Here is a 17,691-nt window from a genome sequence, read left to right as displayed (position 1 = left end):
GTTCAGTCCTCCCACAGCTGTACGGTTTTCAGGACGTCGCGGCGGTTGGCCTTCTTCGCCCCGAACATATTGGTGTCGGAACTGCCGCTGCAGCCGCTGCCGAAACTGAAGCCGCAACCGGAACGCTCGGCGAAGGCATCGCTCATGGCTTCCTCGCGGTGCGCGCTGGGCACCACGTAGCGGTCCTCGTAGTTGGCGATGGCCAGGTAGCGGTACATTTCCTCGACCTGGCTCACGCTCAGGCCGACGTCCTCGAGCACCTGCAGGTCCTGCACGCCTTCGACCTGCTGCGAACGCTTGAAGGCGCGCATCGCCAGCAAGCGCTTGAGGGCGCGCTTGACCGGCTTTTCGTCGCCGGCGGTCAGCAGGTTGGCCAGGTAGCGCAACGGAATGCGCAGGCTGTCGACATCCGGGATCACCCCGTTCATGCCCACGGTGCCGGCGGCCGCGGCGTTCTGGATCGGCGACAGCGGCGGCACGTACCAGACCATCGGCAAGGTGCGGTATTCCGGGTGCAGCGGCAGCGCCAGCTTCCAGTCGACGGCCATCTTGTACACCGGCGAGCGCTGCGCGGCGTCGATCACCGACTGCGGCACGCCGTCCTCCAGGGCCTGGCGGATCACTGCCGGGTCATGCGGATCGAGGAAGATTTCCAGCTGCTTCTCGTACAGGTCCTGCTCGCTGGCGGTGCTCGCCACCTCGGCGATGCGGTCGGCGTCGTACAGCAGCACGCCGAGGTAGCGGATACGCCCGACACAGGTCTCGGCGCACACCGTGGGCATGCCCGCCTCGATCCGTGGGTAGCAGAAGATGCACTTCTCGGACTTGCCGCTCTTCCAGTTGAAATAGATCTTTTTGTACGGGCAGCCGCTGATGCACATGCGCCAGCCGCGGCACTTCTCCTGGTCGATCAGGACGATCCCGTCTTCCTCGCGCTTGTAGATCGCCCCGCTCGGGCAGGACGCCGCGCACGCCGGGTTCAGGCAGTGCTCGCACAGGCGCGGCAGGTACATCATGAAGGTGTTTTCGTACTCGCCGTAGATGTCCGCCTGGATCTGGTCGAAGTTCTGGTCCTTGCGCCGCTTGGCGAATTCACTGCCGAGGATTTCCTCCCAGTTCGGCCCCCACTCGATCTTTTCCATGCGCTTGCCGGACACCACCGAACGCGGCCGCGCGATCGGCTGGTGGTCGCCCAGGGGGGCGGTGTGCAGGTGCTGGTAGTCGAAGTCGAACGGCTCGTAATAGTCGTCGAGGCTCGGCAGGTCGGGGTTGGCGAAGATGTTCGCCAGCACCCGGAACTTGCCGCCGATGCGCGGGTTGATCGAGCCGTTGGCGTTGCGCACCCAGCCGCCCTTCCACTTGTCCTGGTTTTCCCATTCTTTCGGGTAGCCGATCCCGGGCTTGGTCTCGACGTTGTTGAACCAGGCGTATTCCATGCCTTCGCGGCTGGTCCAGACGTTCTTGCAGGTGATCGAGCAGGTATGGCAACCGATGCATTTGTCCAGGTTCAGGACCATGCCGATTTGTGAACGAATCTTCATGACAACTCCTCAATCCATCTCGGTCGGCAGGGGGCGTGGCAGCTCATCGCCGTCCGAGCCGTCAAGCCAGTCGACGCGGGCCATCTTGCGCACCACGACGAATTCGTCGCGGTTGCAACCGACCGTGCCGTAATAGTTGAAACCGTAGGCCTGCTGGGCATAGCCGCCGATCATGTGGGTCGGCTTGAGCACCACCCGGGTGACCGAGTTGTGGTGGCCGCCGCGGGTCTTGGTGGTCTCGGAGCCGGGCACGTTCACGATCCGTTCCTGGGCGTGGTACATCATCACCATGCCCTCCTTGACCCGCTGGCTGACCACCGCCCGGGCGGTCGCCGCGCCGTTGGCGTTGAAGCATTCGATCCAGTCGTTGTCCTCGATGCCGGCGCGTTTCGCGTCGATCTCCGAGAGCCAGACAATCGGCCCGCCGCGGCTCAGGGTGAGCATCAGCAGGTTGTCGCTGTAGGTGCTGTGGATGCCCCATTTCTGATGCGGGGTGATCCAGTTGAGGACGATTTCCGGGTGGCCGTTGGCGCGCTTGCCCTTCACCGCCTCGATGGTCCGGGTGTTGACCGGCGGCCGGTAGCTCATCAGTTGTTCGCCGAACGCCTGCATCCACGGGTGGTCCTGGTAGAACTGCTGGCGACCAGTGATGGTGCGCCACGGGATGTTCTCGTGGACGTTGGTGTAGCCGGCGTTGTAGCTGACGTGTTCGTCCTCCAGGCCCGACCAGGTGGGGCTGGAGATGATCTTGCGCGGCTGCGCCTGGATATCGCGGAAGCGGATCGCCTCGTGGGCCTTGGACAGCGCCAGGTGGCTGTGGTCGATGCCGGTAAAGCCGGACAGCGCCGCCCAGGCCTTGACCGCCACATGGCCGTTGGTTTCCGGGGCCAGCGAGAGGATCACCTCGGCCGCGTCGATGGCGGTATCGATCTTCGGCCGGCCCTGGCTGATGCCCGCCGCCTCTTCGCGGTAGTTCAGCTCGCCGAGGAATTGCACTTCCCGGTCGGTGTTCCAGTTGATGCCCTTGCCGCCGTTGCCGAGTTTTTCCAGCAGCGGCCCGAGGGAGGTGAACTGCTTGTAGATGTTCGGGTAGTCGCGCTCTACCACTTGCAGGTTCGGCGCATTCTTGCCCGGTTGCGGCGCCACGCCGGCGCTCTTCCAGTCGGTGCCGCCGAACGGTTGGGCCAGCTCGCCGACGCTGTCATGCAGCAGCGGCACGGTGACCAGGTCCTGCTCCACGCCCAGGTGCCCCACCGCCATGGCCGAGAATGCCTTGGCGATGCCCTTGTAGATTTCCCAGTCGGAGCGCGATTCCCAGGCCGGGTCGATGGCCGCCGACAGCGGGTGGATAAAGGGGTGCATGTCCGAGGTGTTCATGTCGTCCTTTTCGTACCAGGTCGCGGTCGGCAGCACGATGTCGGAATACACGCAGGTCGAGGACATGCGGAAGTCCAGGGTGGTGACCAGGTCGAGCTTGCCGATCGCGCCTTCGTCGACCCATTCGGCTTCCTGCGGCTTGCAGTCGCCAACCTGGCCGATGTCCTCGTTCATCACCCCGTTACGGGTGCCGAGCAGGTACTTGAGCATGTACTCGTGGCCCTTGCCCGAGGACCCCAGCAGGTTGGAACGCCAGATGAACATGTTGCGCGGGAAGTTCTGCGGGTTGTCCGGCTGTTCGCAGGCGAAACGCAGCGACCCCTCATGCAACGACTTGACCACATAGTCCTTGGGCGTCATGCCAAGTGCTGTGGCGTCGCGGCAGATGTGCAGCGGGTTAGTGTTGAGCTGCGGCGCGCTGGGCAGCCAGCCGGCGCGCTCGGCGCGGATGTTGTAGTCCAGCGCATGCTCGGGGAACTGGCTCTTGTCGGCCAATGGCGAGAGCACGTCGTGCATGCTCATTTTCTCGTGGCGCCATTGCGAGCTGTGGGCATAGAAGAAGCTGGTGCCGTTCATCTGCCGTGGCGGGCGGCTCCAGTCCAGGCCGAACGCCAGGGGCAGCCAGCCGCATTGCGGACGCAGTTTTTCCTGGCCCACGTAGTGCGCCCAGCCGCCCCCGGTCTGGCCGACGCAACCGCAGAGCATGAGCATGTTGATCAGCCCGCGGTAGTTCATGTCCATGTGGTACCAGTGGTTCATCGCCGCGCCGACGATGATCATCGAGCGGCCACGGGTCTTGTCGGCGTTGTCGGCGAACTCGCGGGCGATCTGGATGGCTTTCTCGCGGCTGACGCCGGTGATCTGCTCCTGCCAGGCCGGAGTGCCGGGCACGCTGGCGTCGTCGTAGTCGCGGGCCACATTGGCGCCGCCGAGGCCACGGTCGATGGCCAGGTTGGCCGCCGACAGGTCGAACACCGTGGCCACCTTGACCTGGCTGCCGTCGGCCAGGGTCAGGCTGCGCACCGGCACGCGGCGGTATTGCACGGCATCGCCGGCCACATGCTGGAAGTGCTCCTGGATTTCCCCGGCGAAATACGGGAAGGCCACTTCGGCGACATCGCCACCGATCAGGCTCAAGCTCAGGTCGATCTCGCGCCCCGCGCCGCCTTCACGGGCGAGGATGTTCCACTTGCCCTGCTCGCCCCAGCGATAGCCGATAGAGCCCTGGGGCGACACCAGCTCGCCGCTGGCGTCGATGGCGATGGTTTTCCATTCCGGGTTGTTGTCCTGGCCGAGGTTGCCGGCCAGGTCCGAGGCGCGCAGGAAGCGGTCCGGCTGGTAACCGTTGCCCGGCGCGGTGCCGAGCATCGGCTTGAGCAGCACCAGCACCGGCAGGTCGGTGTAGCGCTTGGCGTAGTCGGTGAAATAGGCGCTCGGCCGGTCCAGGTGGAATTCTTTGAAGATCACATGGTTGAAGGCCTGGGCCAGCGCCGCGTCGGTGCCCTGCTTGGGGTTGAGCCAGAGGTCGGTGAGCTTGGCCACTTCCGAATAGTCGGGGGTGATGGCCACGGTCTTGGTGCCCTTGTAGCGCACCTCGGTGAAGAAGTGCGCGTCCGGGGTACGGGTCTGCGGGACGTTGGAACCCCAGGCGATGATGTAGTTGGAGTTGTACCAGTCGGCCGACTCCGGCACGTCGGTCTGCTCGCCCCAGACCATCGGCGAGGCTGGCGGCAGGTCGCAGTACCAGTCATAGAAACTCAGGCAGGCGCCGCCGATCAGCGACAGGTAGCGGGCGCCGGCGGCGTAGCTGACCATCGACATGGCCGGGATCGGCGAGAAACCGACGACCCGGTCGGGGCCGTATTGCTTGATGGTGTAGACGTTGGCCGCGGCGATGATCTCGTTGACCTCGTCCCAGCTGGAACGGATGAAGCCGCCCATGCCGCGCTTGCTCTTGTACGACTCGGCCTTGGCCGGGTCCTCGACGATGCTCGCCCAGGCATCCACCGGCGCCATGCTCTGGCGCGCCTGGCGCCACAGCTTGAGCAGCGGCTTGCGAATCTTCGGGTACTTCAGGCGGTTGGCGCTGTAGATGTACCAGCTATAGCTGGCGCCCCGCGGGCAGCCGCGCGGCTCGTGGTTGGGCAAGTCATTGCGGGTGCGCGGGTAGTCGGTCTGCTGGGTTTCCCAGGTGATCAGGCCGTTCTTCACGTAGATCTTCCACGAGCAGGAACCGGTGCAGTTCACCCCGTGGGTGGAGCGCACGATCTTGTCGTACTGCCAGCGCGAGCGGTAGACGTTCTCCCAGTCGCGCGACTCCTTGCGGGTCTCCCCGTGGCCCTCGGCGAATTCGCTTTGCTTGCGGTTGAAGAACCGCAGTTGATCCAACAAATGACTCATGGTGCTTTCCTCTCAGGCTTGCCGCGGGGTTCTATGCCCCGAGCGGGCAAGGTTTGGATTCGGGTCGTGTCAGCAGGGAGTCGCCGCGCCTTTGCGCGCGTACCACCACCAGGTCACCACGATGCAACTCAGGTAAAAGCCGACGAACATGTAGAAGGCCATCTCCGGGCCACCGGTCTGGGCCATGGAAGTGCCGAAGGACTTGGGGATGAAGAACGCGCCGAAGGCGCCCATCGCCGAGCTGAAGCCGAGCACCGCGGCCGACTCCTTGCCGGCGTTTTTCAGCGCCTGCTCGCGCACCGCGGCGCCTTGCCCGGCGGCGGCTTTTTCGTGCAGGGTGCGGAAGATCACCGGGATCATGCGGAAGGTGGAGCCGTTGCCGATGCCGGTGGTGATGAACAGCAGCATGAACAGGCCGAGGAAGCCGTAGAAGTTGCCGCCGGCGCCGTTGTGCGGAAGAACGCCGTGGCTGGCCTCTGGTAGAAAGTGAAGAACCCCGAAGACCATCAGGATCATCGCCACGAAGTTCCACAAGGTCACCCGCGCACCGCCGAGCTTGTCCGCCAGCCAGCCGCCCAGCGGCCGCACCAGGGCGCCCACCAGCGGGCCGAGGAAGGCGAACTTCAGCGCGACCACCTCCGGAAAGGCGGTCTTGATCAGCAGCGGGAAGGCCGCCGAGAAGCCGATGAACGAGCCGAAGGTGGCCAGGTACAGCCAGCACATCAGCCAGTTGTGCTTGCGCTTGAAAATCACCGCCTGCTCACTGAACGAGGCCTTGGCGCTGGACAGGTCATTCATGCCGAACCAGGCCAGCAAGGTCACCGCGACAATGAACGGCACCCAGAGAAACCCGGCGTTCTGCAGCCACAGCTGGCTGCCGTCGGCCAGCACCTGGGGCTGCCCGCCGAGCCAGCCGAACAGGCCGAAGGTAATCACCAGCGGCACGCAGAACTGCATCACCGACACCCCGAGGTTGCCCAGCCCGGCATTCAGGCCCAGGGCCGTGCCCTGCTGCGACTTGGGGTAGAAGAAGCTGATGTTGGACATGCTCGAGGCAAAGTTGCCGCCGCCGAAGCCGCAGAGCAGCGCGATCAGCACGAACACGCTGTAGGGTGTGTTCGGGTCCTGCACGGCAAAGCCCATCCACAGCGACGGCAGCAGCAGCGAAGCCGTGCTCAGGGCAGTCCAGCGGCGGCCGCCGAAGATCGGCACCATGAACGAATAGAACACTCGCAAGGTGGCGCCGGACAGCCCCGGCAGCGCCGCCAGCCAGAACAGCTGGTCGGTGCTGAAGCTGAAACCGATGGCGTTCAGGCGCACGATCACCGTGCTCCAGACCATCCACACGGCAAAGGCCAGCAGCAGCGCGGGAATCGAGATCCACAGGTTGCGGGTCGCCGTCTGCTTGCCGCTGCGCCCCCAGAAAGCGGGGTCTTCCGGGCGCCAGTCATGAATCACCGGGCCTGAATCGGGCTTGTTAAGCACTGACATGATCTTCTCCTTGGGCAATGCTGGAAAACGGGGACGAGGTGGCCGGCGGCTGTTTGCCCAGCAGCGGGCGCCTGCGGACTTCGCTGAAGTACATCCAGGTGAGCGACACCCAGACCACGCCGTACATCAACATGAAGCAGGAGGAGCGCACGCCGGTGAGGTCCACCAGGGCGCCGAACAGGATCGGCAGGACGAAGCCGCCCAGGCCGCCGGCCAAGCCGACGATGCCGGACACCGCGCCCATGTTTTGCGGGTAGTCGTTGGCGATGTACTTGAACACCGAGGCCTTGCCGAAGGCGAAGGCGATGCCCATGACGAACAGCAGCACGGTGAACAGCGCAGGGTTCAGGCCGATGTGGAAATCCAGGGTGCCGTCGACGGTGTGCACTTGCAGCTGGGTCTGCGGGTAGGACAGCAGGAACAGGCACACCCAGCTGACCCAGAGCACCCACCAGGTCACGCTCTGCGCGCCCCAGCGGTCCGACATCCAGCCGCCGACGGCGCGCAGCACGCCGCCCGGCAGGGAAAAGCAGGCGGCCAGCAGCGCCGCGCTTTGCAGGCTGAAACCGTATTCCTGCACGTAGTACTGGGTCATCCACAGCGCCAGGGCCACGTAGCCGCCAAAGACGATCGAGTAGTACTGGCAGTAGCGCCACACCGCCGGCTCTTTCAGCGCGCTCAACTGCTCGCGCAGGCTGGCGCCGCAAGCGCTGCGGTGGGCCTTGTTGTCGGCGCTGAGGAACCAGAACAGCAGCGCGGTGATGAACAGGATGGCGCTGAAGACTTTCGGCACCAGCTGCCAGCTGCCGGCGGCGATCAGCGCCGGGGCGAGGAACTTGGTCAGCGCGGCCCCGGCGTTGCCGGCACCGAAAATGCCCATGGCGAAGCCCTGGTTGTCCTGCTCGAACCATTTGGCGACGTAGGCGATGCCCACCGAAAACGAACCGCCGGCCAGGCCGACGAACAGGCCCAGGACCAGGAACTGCCAGTACGCCGTGGCGTGGCTGATCAGGTACAGCGGCAATACGCAGCAGAGCATCAGCAGGAAGAACACGCTGCGCCCGCCAAAGCGGTCGGTCAGCAGGCCCAGCGGCAGGCGCGCCAGCGAACCGGTCAACACCGGGGTGGCGGCCAGCAGGCCGAACTGGGTCTCGTTGAGCGCAAGCAGTGTCTTGATCGGCACGCCGAGCACCGCGAACATCATCCAGACCATAAAGCACACAGTGAAGGCCAGCGTACTCATGCCCAGCACCAGGCCTTGTCGCACACGCGGTTGGCTCATCTCGCTCTCCAGTCAGTGATTCATGGCGGCAGACTAGAGAGGCAAACCCGGCAAAAACTTGACCTCCATCAACGAAGCCCGGAGCCCTGCGGGCATATGCTTGCGCCGCCTACCTCCAACGAGGTAGTGCTGGAAAACCTCTTGACCCTTTGTTTATCAAGCTCTTGCGCTCGCCACGCCCGGCAATCGCGCAGCTTCGACGAACAACAACTCTTTAGAGGTAGAGCGCCAGGGACCGGCGGCAAAACCATCGGCACCTCCTGGAGAGCCACCCCGCATGCCCATGTTCCCCTTCTCTACCCGCGGCCCGTGCCCATGATCCGCTGGCTACGCAGCTCCCTGCCCGCGCGCGCCGGCCTGGCGGTCATCCTGATTGCCGTGCTGGCGCTGGCCAGCTCGCTGAGCGCCGGGCTGATCGCCTGGTTCAGCCAGGGCGACGCCGCGGCGATCAACACCGCGGGTTCGGTGCGCATGGAGACCTATCACCTGAGCTGGAAGCTGGCCGCGGGCGCCAGCGCCGAAGAAATCGAGCGCATCCGCCGCAGCCTGCAACAGCGCCTCGACAGCCAGTCGCTCAAGGCAGTGCTGGAAGACGGCGCCGACCCCGAGCTGGTGGACAGCTACCGGCAGATCCAGCAGCGCTGGGCCGGGCAATTGCAGCCGGCCCTGCAACAGCAGGACGCCGCCACGTTCCAGGCCCTGGCCCTGCCCTTCGTCGAACAGCTGAACCAGTTCGTCAGCCTGCTGCAACGCCAGAGCGAACATAAGCAGACCTGGCAACAACTGATCCAGGGCGCGGCGCTGTTCACCACCCTGTTCGTCCTGCTGCTGGGCCTGTACGAACTGCAGTACAGCGTGGTCACGCCGTTGCAGGAACTGGTGCAGGCCACCCAGCGTTTTCGCCGTGGCGACTTCCAGGTGCGGGTCAACCACCAGTCGCGGGACGAACTGGGCCAACTGGCCACCAGCTTCAACGCCATGGCCGAGACCATCGAGCAATCCCACCGCACCCTGGAAACCCTGGTGCGGCAAAAGACCCACAACCTGCAACAGGCCAATGCCGCCCTGGAACTGCTGTACCAGAGCAGTCGCAGCCTGGCCACGCGGCTGGCCAACGCCGAAGGCCTGGACGAATTGATCCGGCGCTTCCAGCAACGCCTGCCGGGGTTGCGCCTGTCGCTGTGCCTGCAAGGCCAGTTGCAGGCCCCGGCCCAGCAGTTGATCGCGCTGCATGGCGCCAACAGTCGGGACGTCTGCGCGGTCAGCGATTGCGCCACCTGCCAGCGGCACCAGCCGGTCCGCCGGCAGAGTTTCAGCATCAGCAACCAGGGCAGCGAACTGGGCGAGCTCAAGGCGCACTTCGTCGACGGCCACGCCCCGCAAGCCTGGGAAACCGAGCTGATCCAGGCCCTGGCCAACCTGATCGGCACCTCGCTGTCGCTCAAGCGCCAGCGCGAACAGGACCATCGCCTGCTGCTGTTCGAAGAACGCGCGATCATCGCCCGCGAGCTGCACGACTCGCTGGCCCAGGCCTTGTCCTACATGAAGCTGCAGGTCAGCCGCATGCAGACCCTGATGCGCCGTGGCGAACCGGTGAGCACCCTGGAGAACGTCACCGCCGAACTGCGCGAAGGGGTGAACAACGCCTACCGCCAGCTGCGCGAACTGCTGACCACCTTCCGCCTGCAGATCCACGATGCCGGGCTGGTGCGGGAACTGCAGGCGACCACCGAGGAGTTCTCGCGCCGGGGCGATTTCCAGGTGCACCTGCACGTCGACAGCTTCGCCTTCGAGCTGTCGGCCAGCGAGCAGATCCACCTGTTGCAGATCACCCGCGAGGCGCTCTCCAACTGCCTGCGCCACGCCCACGCGGAAAATGTCTGGCTGCAACTGCGCCAGCACGGCGAAACCCTGCGCCTGTCGATCGAGGACGATGGCCGCGGTTTCAGCGACGGCCACGACAACAGCGGCAATCAACGCGAACACCACGGCCTGAACATCATGGATGAGCGGGCCCGCAGCCTGCATGGCCAGTTGCAGATTTCTTCCAGGACGCCCCAGGGCACCCTGGTGCAGATGGAATTCCGCCCGGAATTTCTCGCAGTCCCCCCACAAGGTAGCGTCGCATGAACCCCCCCCCCCCTTACCGGATCCTGCTGGTCGACGACCACCCGATGATGCGTCGCGGCATTCGCCAGATGCTCGAGCTCGAGGACGACCTGCAGATCGTCGGCGAAGCCGGCCACGGCGAAGAAGCCCTGGGCCTGATCGAACCCTTGCGGCCCGACCTGGTGCTGCTCGACAACAACATGCCGCAACTCAACGGCATCGAGACCCTGCGTCGCCTGCGGGCCATGGACTACCGCGGCAAGGTGCTGCTGTTCACCGTGTCCGATGCCGAGGACGACATTCGCGACGCCCTGCGCCTGGATGCCGACGGCTACCTGCTCAAGGACATGGAGCCCGAGTTGCTGATCCAATACCTGCGCGACGCGCTGAACGGCGCCCTGGTCATCAGCCCGGGGCTGACCCGGGTCATGGCCCAGGCCCTGCGCTCGCCGCCGCGCCAGGCGGAAGTGGAACTCACCGAACGCGAGCGCCAGGTGCTGCGGACCATCGCCAGCGGCTACAGCAACAAGGTCATCGGCCACAAGCTGGGCATCACCGAAGGCACGGTCAAGGTCCATGTGAAGAACCTGCTGCACAAGCTCGGCCTGCGCTCGCGGGTCGAGGCCGCGGTGTGGGCCATGGAGCACCTGCGCAACGCCGGCTGAAGACGCCCTGCCCCTTGCCTCTTCGCCCGGCTTGCCTCTTCGCCCGGCTTGCCTCTTTGGAGGTAAGCCGCCGGAGGCATAGGCCCTGGGCGCCTGGCGCCCTACCATGGCCGGCAGCGGAGGTACGCCATGCTGACCCACCCTTCCATCGTCCTGTTGCTGCGTCGCCATCATCTGTTCAGCCAATTGCCGGACAAGGTCTTCGAAGAAGTCTGTGCCCAAGCCATGCTCCGGCGCCTGGCCAGCCACGGCACCCTGATGCACCAGGGCGACCCGGCCAAGCGCTTTTTCCTGCTGGTCAGCGGCCAGGTCAAGCTGTACCGCATCACCGGCGAGGGCCAGGAGAACCTGGTGGAAATCATCCAGCCCGGGCAGACCTTCGCCGAGGCCCTGCTGTTCAGCCAGGCACGCTTCTACCCGGTGAACGCCACCGCCCTGAAAGACAGCGTGCTGATCAGCATCGACGGCAACCATTACCGCCATGCCCTGGAGGACCAGCCGCAGGTCTGCCTGGCGATCCTGGCGAGCATGAGCGTGCACCTGCACCAGCGCCTCAAGGACATCGACACCCTGACCCTGGGCAGCGCCAGCCGGCGGGTGGTCAACTTCCTGTTGCAGGAACGCGACCCGCACAGCGGCGAGGTGGTGTTGCAAGTGTCCAAGCGCCTGGTGGCCTCCAAGCTGGGCATCCAGCCGGAGACCTTCTCGCGCATCCTCCACCGGCTGGTGGAAAACGGCCTGATCGCCATGCAGCGGCGTAACATCCGGATCCTCGGCGTCGACGAGCTGGCCGCCTACCACGGATGAAAAAAGCCGCTGGAACAATCGCCGCCAGGCTGGTTGAATCGCCCTCCAGCGGCGTTGCAGCGCACGGTCGAGGCGGCGCCACGCCGAAAAGAACGACAAAACCACACCAGACCAACAGGGGGCCCGGGTGACGGCTAAAGAATTGACGGTGCGTGTCGCACAACAGGACGATCATTCGTGGATCGTCGCCGCGCATGGCGACGTCTATGCCACGGAGTTCGGCTTTGACAGGCGCTTCCAGGACAACATCGCCGACAAGATGCGCGCCTTCCTCCAATGGCCAAGCCCATTCAACCGCATCTGGGTGGGCGTGATAGAAGACCGGCCCGTGGCCTCGATCGCGATATCGGAGCGCCCCGGCGGCGTGGCATTTCTCAACTTCGTGCTGGTTTTGCCGCAGCACCGGGGTCTAGGCGCCGGGCGGGCAATGCTCGAACTCGCCCTCGAGCATGCCCGCGCGCACTCGTTTGCCCAGGTGCAGCTGGAAACCTACAGCTGCCTGGTCGATGCACGGGCGCTGTATGCGCGCCTCGGCTTCCAAATGACCGAGGTGACGCCAGGCCAGAAGGCCTACGGCAAGAATTTCGACCAGGAATTCTGGTCGCTGCAACTCTAGGCACCGCTGGGGCCGACCGCCGTTCCTGGGCGGTCGGCACCAGCGGCTTCAGCCCGCCGCCAACCCCTTCCCCGCCCGCTCCAGATTGCGCCACAGCCAGGCCGGCAGCACGTCCGGGTCGAGGCTGTCGATCAGGTTCTTCAGGGTCAGGCCCAGTTCGGTGTCGCCCTCGATCACCAGGCGCCGGCGAAAGAACAGCGTGTCCGGGTCTTCCTGGCGGCTGGCCAACAGCAGGAACTCGCGCCAATTGCCGCTGATGGTCACGTCGGCCCGGGCCCGTTCGGCAATGCGCAGGCCGTCGCGCTCGCGGGTCACGTACCAGGCCAGGCCCAGGTCGGGAATCCGCAGGCACAGCCAGCGCCGGCGCAACAGGTCGAACTCGCCGGCGCGCAATGGCTCGGCCAGGCAGCGGTTGAGCCCTTGCTGCAAGGCCAGGCGCTGCACGCCGAACGGTACCCGCCGCAGCAGCGGCAGCACGCGGTCGGCGCCGCGCAGCAGCCACGCCTTGCGGCTCGATTGGCGCGGGGATGATCCACTCAACACAGGCCCACCTCCTCGACTCGCAACATGCCGGCCTGGCCATGCCAGTAGCCGTTGCAGCCCTCGACGAACACCGGCGGCGTCGCGCCCTGGCGCACCCGCTGATAGGCCTCGATCACCTCGCCCATGCCCTGGGCCCGCGGGCTCAGGCGCAACAGGTCGGCGCCGCAGGCCACCAGCCCGGCATAGTCCGCCAGCAGGTTGGTGACCTCCGCCGACAAGGTCTGGATGCCATTGAGGGTGAACAACGCCTGGCCCTCCTGGCTGCTCAGCGCCAGGCCATCGGGGTACTGGATGCAGCAGAACTGGCAGTCGTCCTTGGGCCGGTTCTGCGCCCGGGCGGTAAAGCAGCGCGCCGAATAGGCCAGGGGCAAATGCCCGTAGGCAAAGACTTCGACCTCGGGCAGCGCCTGCCCCAGTTCGCGCATCTGTTCGAGCACCGCGCGGATCAGCGCCGCCGAGCATTCCACCGGCGGCACCCAGCGGATCATTCCGCAGGCTTGCAGCTGCGCCAGGGCGTGGCCGTTGTACAGGTTGAGGGCCGGGCCGGCCACGAAGGGCAGCTTGCGCTCGGCGAGGAACTGCACCGCGCCCATGTCGTTGGCCTCCACCAACAGCTCGCCGTTGTCGCACAGCCGGCGCAGGCTCGACAGCTCCGAGGCGGCCTCGATCAGGGTCAGGCTGGAGAGCACGATCTGCGCCGACGTGCAGCCCTGCAATTCGCGCCCCAGGCCCAGCCACTGGTCCAGGGACAGCGCCCGGCGTTTGGAGCACACGGTTTCCCCCAGGTAAATCACATCCAGGGGCAAGGCCGACATCTCGGCATAAAAGCGCCCCAGTTGTTCTTTGTCCCAATAGAACAGGACGGGGCCCAGGCTGAGTTTCATCGTTAATTCCTCATTGCCATGATCGGTGGTAGGCACCCAGGGTGGTCTGGCTGCCCTCGGACAAACCGGCCAGCACCTGGCGCCACTGCGCCTTGACCGCGAAGCTCGCCGGCGCGGCGCGATGGGCATCCAGCGCCGCGCGCCAGACCCGGGTGACCTGCTCGACATAGGCCGGGCTGCGCTGGCGGCCTTCGATCTTCACCGCCTCGACGCCAATGGCCGCAAGCTCCGGCAACAGGTCCAGGGTGTCGAGGCTGGTGGGTTCCTCCAGGGCATGGAAGCGCTTGCCCTCGACCAGGAACCGGCCCTTGCACAGGGTCGGGTAGCCGGCCGCCTCGTCAGCGGTGTAGCGGTCGATCAAGACTTCGCTGAGGCGCGCACTCAAGCCTTCGGCATCCTCGCTCCAGCGCACCGCCTTGGCCGGCGAGCAGACGCCGCACAGGTTCGGCGACTCGCCGGTGATGTAGGAAGACAGGTGGCAACGCCCTTCGGCCATGATGCACAGGCTGCCAAAGGCGAACACCTCGATCGGCACCGTGCTGCTGGCCGCCACCTGGCGCACCTGGGCCAGCGACAACACCCGGGGCAGCACGGCGCGGCGGATGTTGTAGTGCTGGGCGTAGAACGCCAGGGCGCTGGCGTTGGTCGCCGAGCCCTGCACTGAGAGGTGCAGGTTCAATTGCGGATGGCGCTGGCTGGCATAGGCCAGGACACCCGGATCGGCGGCGATCAGCGCATCGATGCCATGATCGGCGGCGCGGTCCACCGCCCGCTGCCAACGCTCCCAGCCCTGGGGCTGGGGGTAGGTGTTGACCGCGACATAGAGTTTGCGTTGGTGCTGGCGAATGTGCGCGACCGCCGCGTCGAACTGCTTGTCGTCCATGTTCAGGCCGGCGAAATGCCGGGCATTGGTGTCATCGCGAAAGCCCACGTAGACGGCATCGGCGCCTTGGCGCACCGCCGCTTTGAGCGCAGGCAGGTTGCCTGCGGGACAGACCAGTTGCATGGGGGATCCTCATCAGGGAGCGCGCCTGGACGGCGCGTGCGCTGCGTCTCGCCAACCAGTGCGCAGCGATCGGAAAGGCGCTGCCAGTCTAGCCAGGCCGGCAGCCACGGCCTTGACCGCAATCAATTGCGCTCATTGCATCAGTTCGGCGAACGACAGGAACGGCACCGGCTCGCCCAGCTGCACCCGGCGCTCGCCTTCCACCAGCGCCAGGCCATCGGCCCAACAGGCGGCGCTGAGCATCGCCGAGCTTTGCTGCGGGTGCGGTTGCACGCAGACCTGGCCGTCCTCGCCGGGCACCAGGCGGGCCCGCAGGTACTGGCGGCGACGGTTGCGCTGCAACCACTCGAAACCCGCCGGCAACGCCATGGGCCGCGGCAGCACATCCAGCACACCCTGGGCCCGCAGCAGGAACGGCCGCACCACCACCAGCGCGGTCACCAGCGCCGCCGAGGGGTTGCCGGGCATGCCGAGCCACGGCTTGCCGGCCACGGCGCCAAAGGCCAGGGGCTTGCCCGGCTGGATCGCCAGGCGCCAGAAATCCACGTGGCCGAGTTCCTCGATCGCCTGCTTGAGGTGGTCTTCCTCGCCGACCGAAACCCCGCCCGAGGTCAGCAGCAGGTCGCACTCCGACGAGGCCAGGCTCAAGGCGTGCCGGCTGGCCGCCAGCTCGTCGGCCATGACCCCGTAGTCGTGCACCTCGACGCCCCAGCCGCGCAACAGCGCCGACAGGCAATAGCGGTTGCTGTTGTAGATCTGCCCCGGCGCCAGGGGCTGGCCGGGTTCGCGCAGCTCGTCGCCGCTGCTCAGCAGGCACACGCGCAACGGCCGGTAGACTTCGACCCGGGCAATCCCGGCCGCGGCCAGCAAGCCCAATTCCTGGGCGCGCAGGCGCTTGCCGGCCTTGAGCAACAGAGCGCCGCGAGCAACCTCCTCGCCCTGCTTGCGCACGTGATCGCCCACGGTCGCCGGCGGCAACCAGACCTGCCCGCCCTCGACCCGGCAGCTCTCCTGGGGCACCACCGTATCGGCCCCCGGCGGCAAGGGCGCGCCGGTGAAGATGCGCACCACCTGCCCTGGCGGCAAGGCAACCTGTGCCGCCTGCCCGGCGGCAATCCGCCCGCCCAGGCCCAGGTAGCCACCGTTGGGCGGCAGGTCGGCGGCGCGCAAGGCGTAGCCGTCCATGGCGCTGTTGTCCCAGCCGGGCAGGTTCAGCGGCGAATGAATGTCCACCGCCAGCACCCGGCCCAGGGCCTGCTCCAGCGCGATGCTCTGAGTCGTGGGCGGTGGCGGCACCTGGTCCAGCAGATGGGCGATGGCCTGGTCCACCGGGATCAGTTGGCCGCTGTCGCAGCCACAGCCGGTCACGGCCGCACCCCACAGGCCTCGATATGCTGCCCTGGCTCCTTATGGGGCTGCGGTTTGAGGTGCGGGGCGAAATTGCAGGGGCCGGTGCGGCTATCCAGTTGCTCGCGCAGGATGCTGTTCCAGGCGGTGCGGCAGGCGCCCGGCGAGCCCGGCACGCAACACACCAGCACGCCGTTGCTGAGCCCGGCCAGGGCCCGCGATTGCAGGCTGGACATGCCGATTTCCTGCAGCGACACCTGGCGGAACAGCTCGCCGAAACCGTCCACCTGCTTGTCCAGCAGCGGCAGTACCGCCTGCGGCGTGTTGTCCCGCGCGGTGAAGCCGGTGCCGCCGGTCATCAGCACCACCTGCACCTCGGGGTCGGCGATCCACTGCGAGACGCGGGCGCGGATCTGGTAGATGTCGTCCGGCACCAGGCCGCGATCGACCAGCACATGGCCGGCGGCCTGCAGCAGGTCGCTGAGGGTCTGCCCCGAGGTGTCGGTCTGCAGGGTGCGGGTATCGCTGATGGTCAGCACGGCGATGTTCAGGGGTTGAAACGTACGTTGCGCCAGATGGGCCATATCCAAGCCTTCCCGTGAATGAGATAGGCCCCAGCCTGAACCGAAACCGCCGGCGAACCTATTCCTCCAAGGAGGTACCTCGTGGCTACCACCGGCTCAGGGCGCCAGCCGGGCGTGATGCCAGGCGCCTTGTTGCAAGCGGTAATCCAGGCGGTCGTGCAGGCGGTCGCTGCGGCCCTGCCAGAACTCCATGCGCTGCGGGCGCAGGCAGTAGCCGCCCCAATGTTCGGGGCGCGGCACCGGCTGGCCGTCGAAACGGCTGGTGACGCTGGCCAGCAAGGATTCCAGCTGCAAGCGGTCGGCCAGCGGCTGGCTCTGCGGCGACGCCCAGGCACCCAGGCGACTGGCCAGGGAGCGCGAATCGAAATATACATCCGACAGCCGCGGCTCGAGCCGCGACACCGATCCCTCGATGCGCACCTGGCGCTCCAGGGCCGGCCAGAAGAAGGTCATGGCGGCTTGGGGATTGGCCGCCAGTTCCAGGCCCTTGGCGCTCTGGTAGTTGCCGAAAAAGGTCAAGCCGTCCTCGCTCACGCCCTTGAGCAGCAGCACCCGGCAATGGGGCTGGCCCTGGTCGTCGACGGTGGCCAGGCACATGCTGTTGGCCTCCACCGGCGCCTGCTCGGTGTCGCGGGCCTGTTGCAACCACTGGCGAAACAGCGGCAGCGGATCGTCCGGCGCGGCCTCGTCGGCCAAGCCATCGCGGCAGTAGTTACGACGCATCTGAGCCAGGGAAAGCGGCATGACGGTGATCTCCGTTGAGGTTTTGCGCAGTCTGCGAGGCCGCGCGCCCCACAACCTTGATCGCCATCAACGGCACGCACCGATTACCCGCAACACGCCTCCCCTCCCCGTAGGAGCGAGGCTTGCCCGCGAAAAATCCCGAGAACGACGCAGAATGCCAGGCTATCCGCGTGAGCCTTGAAGAGCTTCGCGAGCAAGCTTCGCTCCTACGAAAGCAGGGCCTGCGCAATCGCGTAGGAGCGAGGCTTGCCCGCGAAAATCCCGAGAACGACGCAGAATGCCAGGCTATCCGCGT

At 66.2% G+C, this 17,691-nt stretch carries 14 protein-coding genes; 4 read left to right on the top strand and 10 right to left on the bottom strand.

Annotated elements, in window-relative coordinates; all coding sequences use genetic code 11:
• Positions 1-2: 2 nt before the first annotated feature.
• From narH to BLV20_RS00495, 4 genes are all read right to left on the bottom strand, one after another.
• Complete coding sequence (gene narH, locus BLV20_RS00510) at positions 3-1,541, bottom strand: nitrate reductase subunit beta (RefSeq protein WP_092295424.1); 1,539 nt, start codon at positions 1,539-1,541, stop codon at positions 3-5.
• A 9-nt stretch (positions 1,542-1,550) separates the two neighbouring features.
• Complete coding sequence (locus BLV20_RS00505; protein ID WP_092295421.1) at positions 1,551-5,318, bottom strand: nitrate reductase subunit alpha; 3,768 nt, start codon at positions 5,316-5,318, stop codon at positions 1,551-1,553.
• Between the two features lie 69 nt (positions 5,319-5,387).
• Positions 5,388-6,809: a NarK family nitrate/nitrite MFS transporter gene (locus BLV20_RS00500; RefSeq protein ID WP_092295418.1), complete on the bottom strand. Its 1,422-nt coding sequence runs from the start codon at positions 6,807-6,809 to the stop codon at positions 5,388-5,390.
• Positions 6,796-8,091, bottom strand: coding sequence for an MFS transporter (locus BLV20_RS00495; RefSeq protein WP_092295415.1), 1,296 nt, complete (start codon positions 8,089-8,091; stop codon positions 6,796-6,798). The genes BLV20_RS00500 and BLV20_RS00495 overlap by 14 nt, the downstream gene beginning before the upstream one ends.
• Before the next feature lie 315 nt (positions 8,092-8,406).
• Between BLV20_RS00495 and BLV20_RS00490 the strand changes: the two genes are divergently transcribed.
• The 4 genes from BLV20_RS00490 (at position 8,407) to BLV20_RS00475 (ending at position 12,288) form a co-directional block, all read left to right on the top strand.
• The gene (locus tag BLV20_RS00490) at positions 8,407-10,221 is read left to right on the top strand and encodes a HAMP domain-containing protein (protein ID WP_092295412.1); all 1,815 of its coding nucleotides are present in this window, start codon (positions 8,407-8,409) and stop codon (positions 10,219-10,221) included.
• Entirely contained in the window at positions 10,218-10,865 is a 648-nt protein-coding gene (gene narL / locus BLV20_RS00485; protein ID WP_092295409.1) for a two-component system response regulator NarL, read from the top strand. The genes BLV20_RS00490 and narL overlap by 4 nt, the downstream gene beginning before the upstream one ends.
• A gap of 129 nt (positions 10,866-10,994) precedes the next feature.
• Positions 10,995-11,672: a Crp/Fnr family transcriptional regulator gene (locus BLV20_RS00480; RefSeq protein WP_092295406.1), complete on the top strand. Its 678-nt coding sequence runs from the start codon at positions 10,995-10,997 to the stop codon at positions 11,670-11,672.
• Positions 11,673-11,820: 148 nt separating this feature from the next.
• Positions 11,821-12,288, top strand: coding sequence for a GNAT family N-acetyltransferase (locus tag BLV20_RS00475; protein ID WP_218190290.1), 468 nt, complete (start codon positions 11,821-11,823; stop codon positions 12,286-12,288).
• 48 nt (positions 12,289-12,336) lie between these two features.
• On the opposite strand, the gene BLV20_RS00470 is transcribed toward BLV20_RS00475, so the two are convergent.
• From BLV20_RS00470 to pdxH, 6 genes are all read right to left on the bottom strand, one after another.
• Entirely contained in the window at positions 12,337-12,828 is a 492-nt protein-coding gene (locus tag BLV20_RS00470; protein WP_371914281.1) for a ubiquinone anaerobic biosynthesis accessory factor UbiT, read from the bottom strand.
• On the bottom strand, positions 12,825-13,715 hold the full coding sequence (locus BLV20_RS00465; RefSeq protein ID WP_092295397.1) for a U32 family peptidase: 891 nt from the start codon (positions 13,713-13,715) through the stop codon (positions 12,825-12,827). The genes BLV20_RS00470 and BLV20_RS00465 overlap by 4 nt, the downstream gene beginning before the upstream one ends.
• Before the next feature lie 10 nt (positions 13,716-13,725).
• Positions 13,726-14,721 (bottom strand): ubiquinone anaerobic biosynthesis protein UbiU, encoded by a 996-nt coding sequence (locus tag BLV20_RS00460; RefSeq protein WP_092295394.1) that lies wholly within the window; start codon positions 14,719-14,721, stop codon positions 13,726-13,728.
• A 132-nt stretch (positions 14,722-14,853) separates the two neighbouring features.
• Positions 14,854-16,089: a molybdopterin molybdotransferase MoeA gene (gene glp / locus BLV20_RS00455; RefSeq protein ID WP_092295391.1), complete on the bottom strand. Its 1,236-nt coding sequence runs from the start codon at positions 16,087-16,089 to the stop codon at positions 14,854-14,856.
• On the bottom strand, positions 16,086-16,652 hold the full coding sequence (gene moaB / locus BLV20_RS00450) for a molybdenum cofactor biosynthesis protein B (RefSeq protein ID WP_092295388.1): 567 nt from the start codon (positions 16,650-16,652) through the stop codon (positions 16,086-16,088). The genes glp and moaB overlap by 4 nt, the downstream gene beginning before the upstream one ends.
• 96 nt (positions 16,653-16,748) lie before the next feature.
• The gene (pdxH, locus tag BLV20_RS00445; protein WP_092295385.1) at positions 16,749-17,396 is read right to left on the bottom strand and encodes a pyridoxamine 5'-phosphate oxidase; all 648 of its coding nucleotides are present in this window, start codon (positions 17,394-17,396) and stop codon (positions 16,749-16,751) included.
• Between the last annotated feature and the right edge of the window lie 295 nt (positions 17,397-17,691).

The organism is Pseudomonas sp. NFIX28, assembly GCF_900107395.1.
Lineage (GTDB): Bacteria > Pseudomonadota > Gammaproteobacteria > Pseudomonadales > Pseudomonadaceae > Aquipseudomonas.
This window is presented reverse-complemented; position numbering and strand designations above follow the sequence as displayed.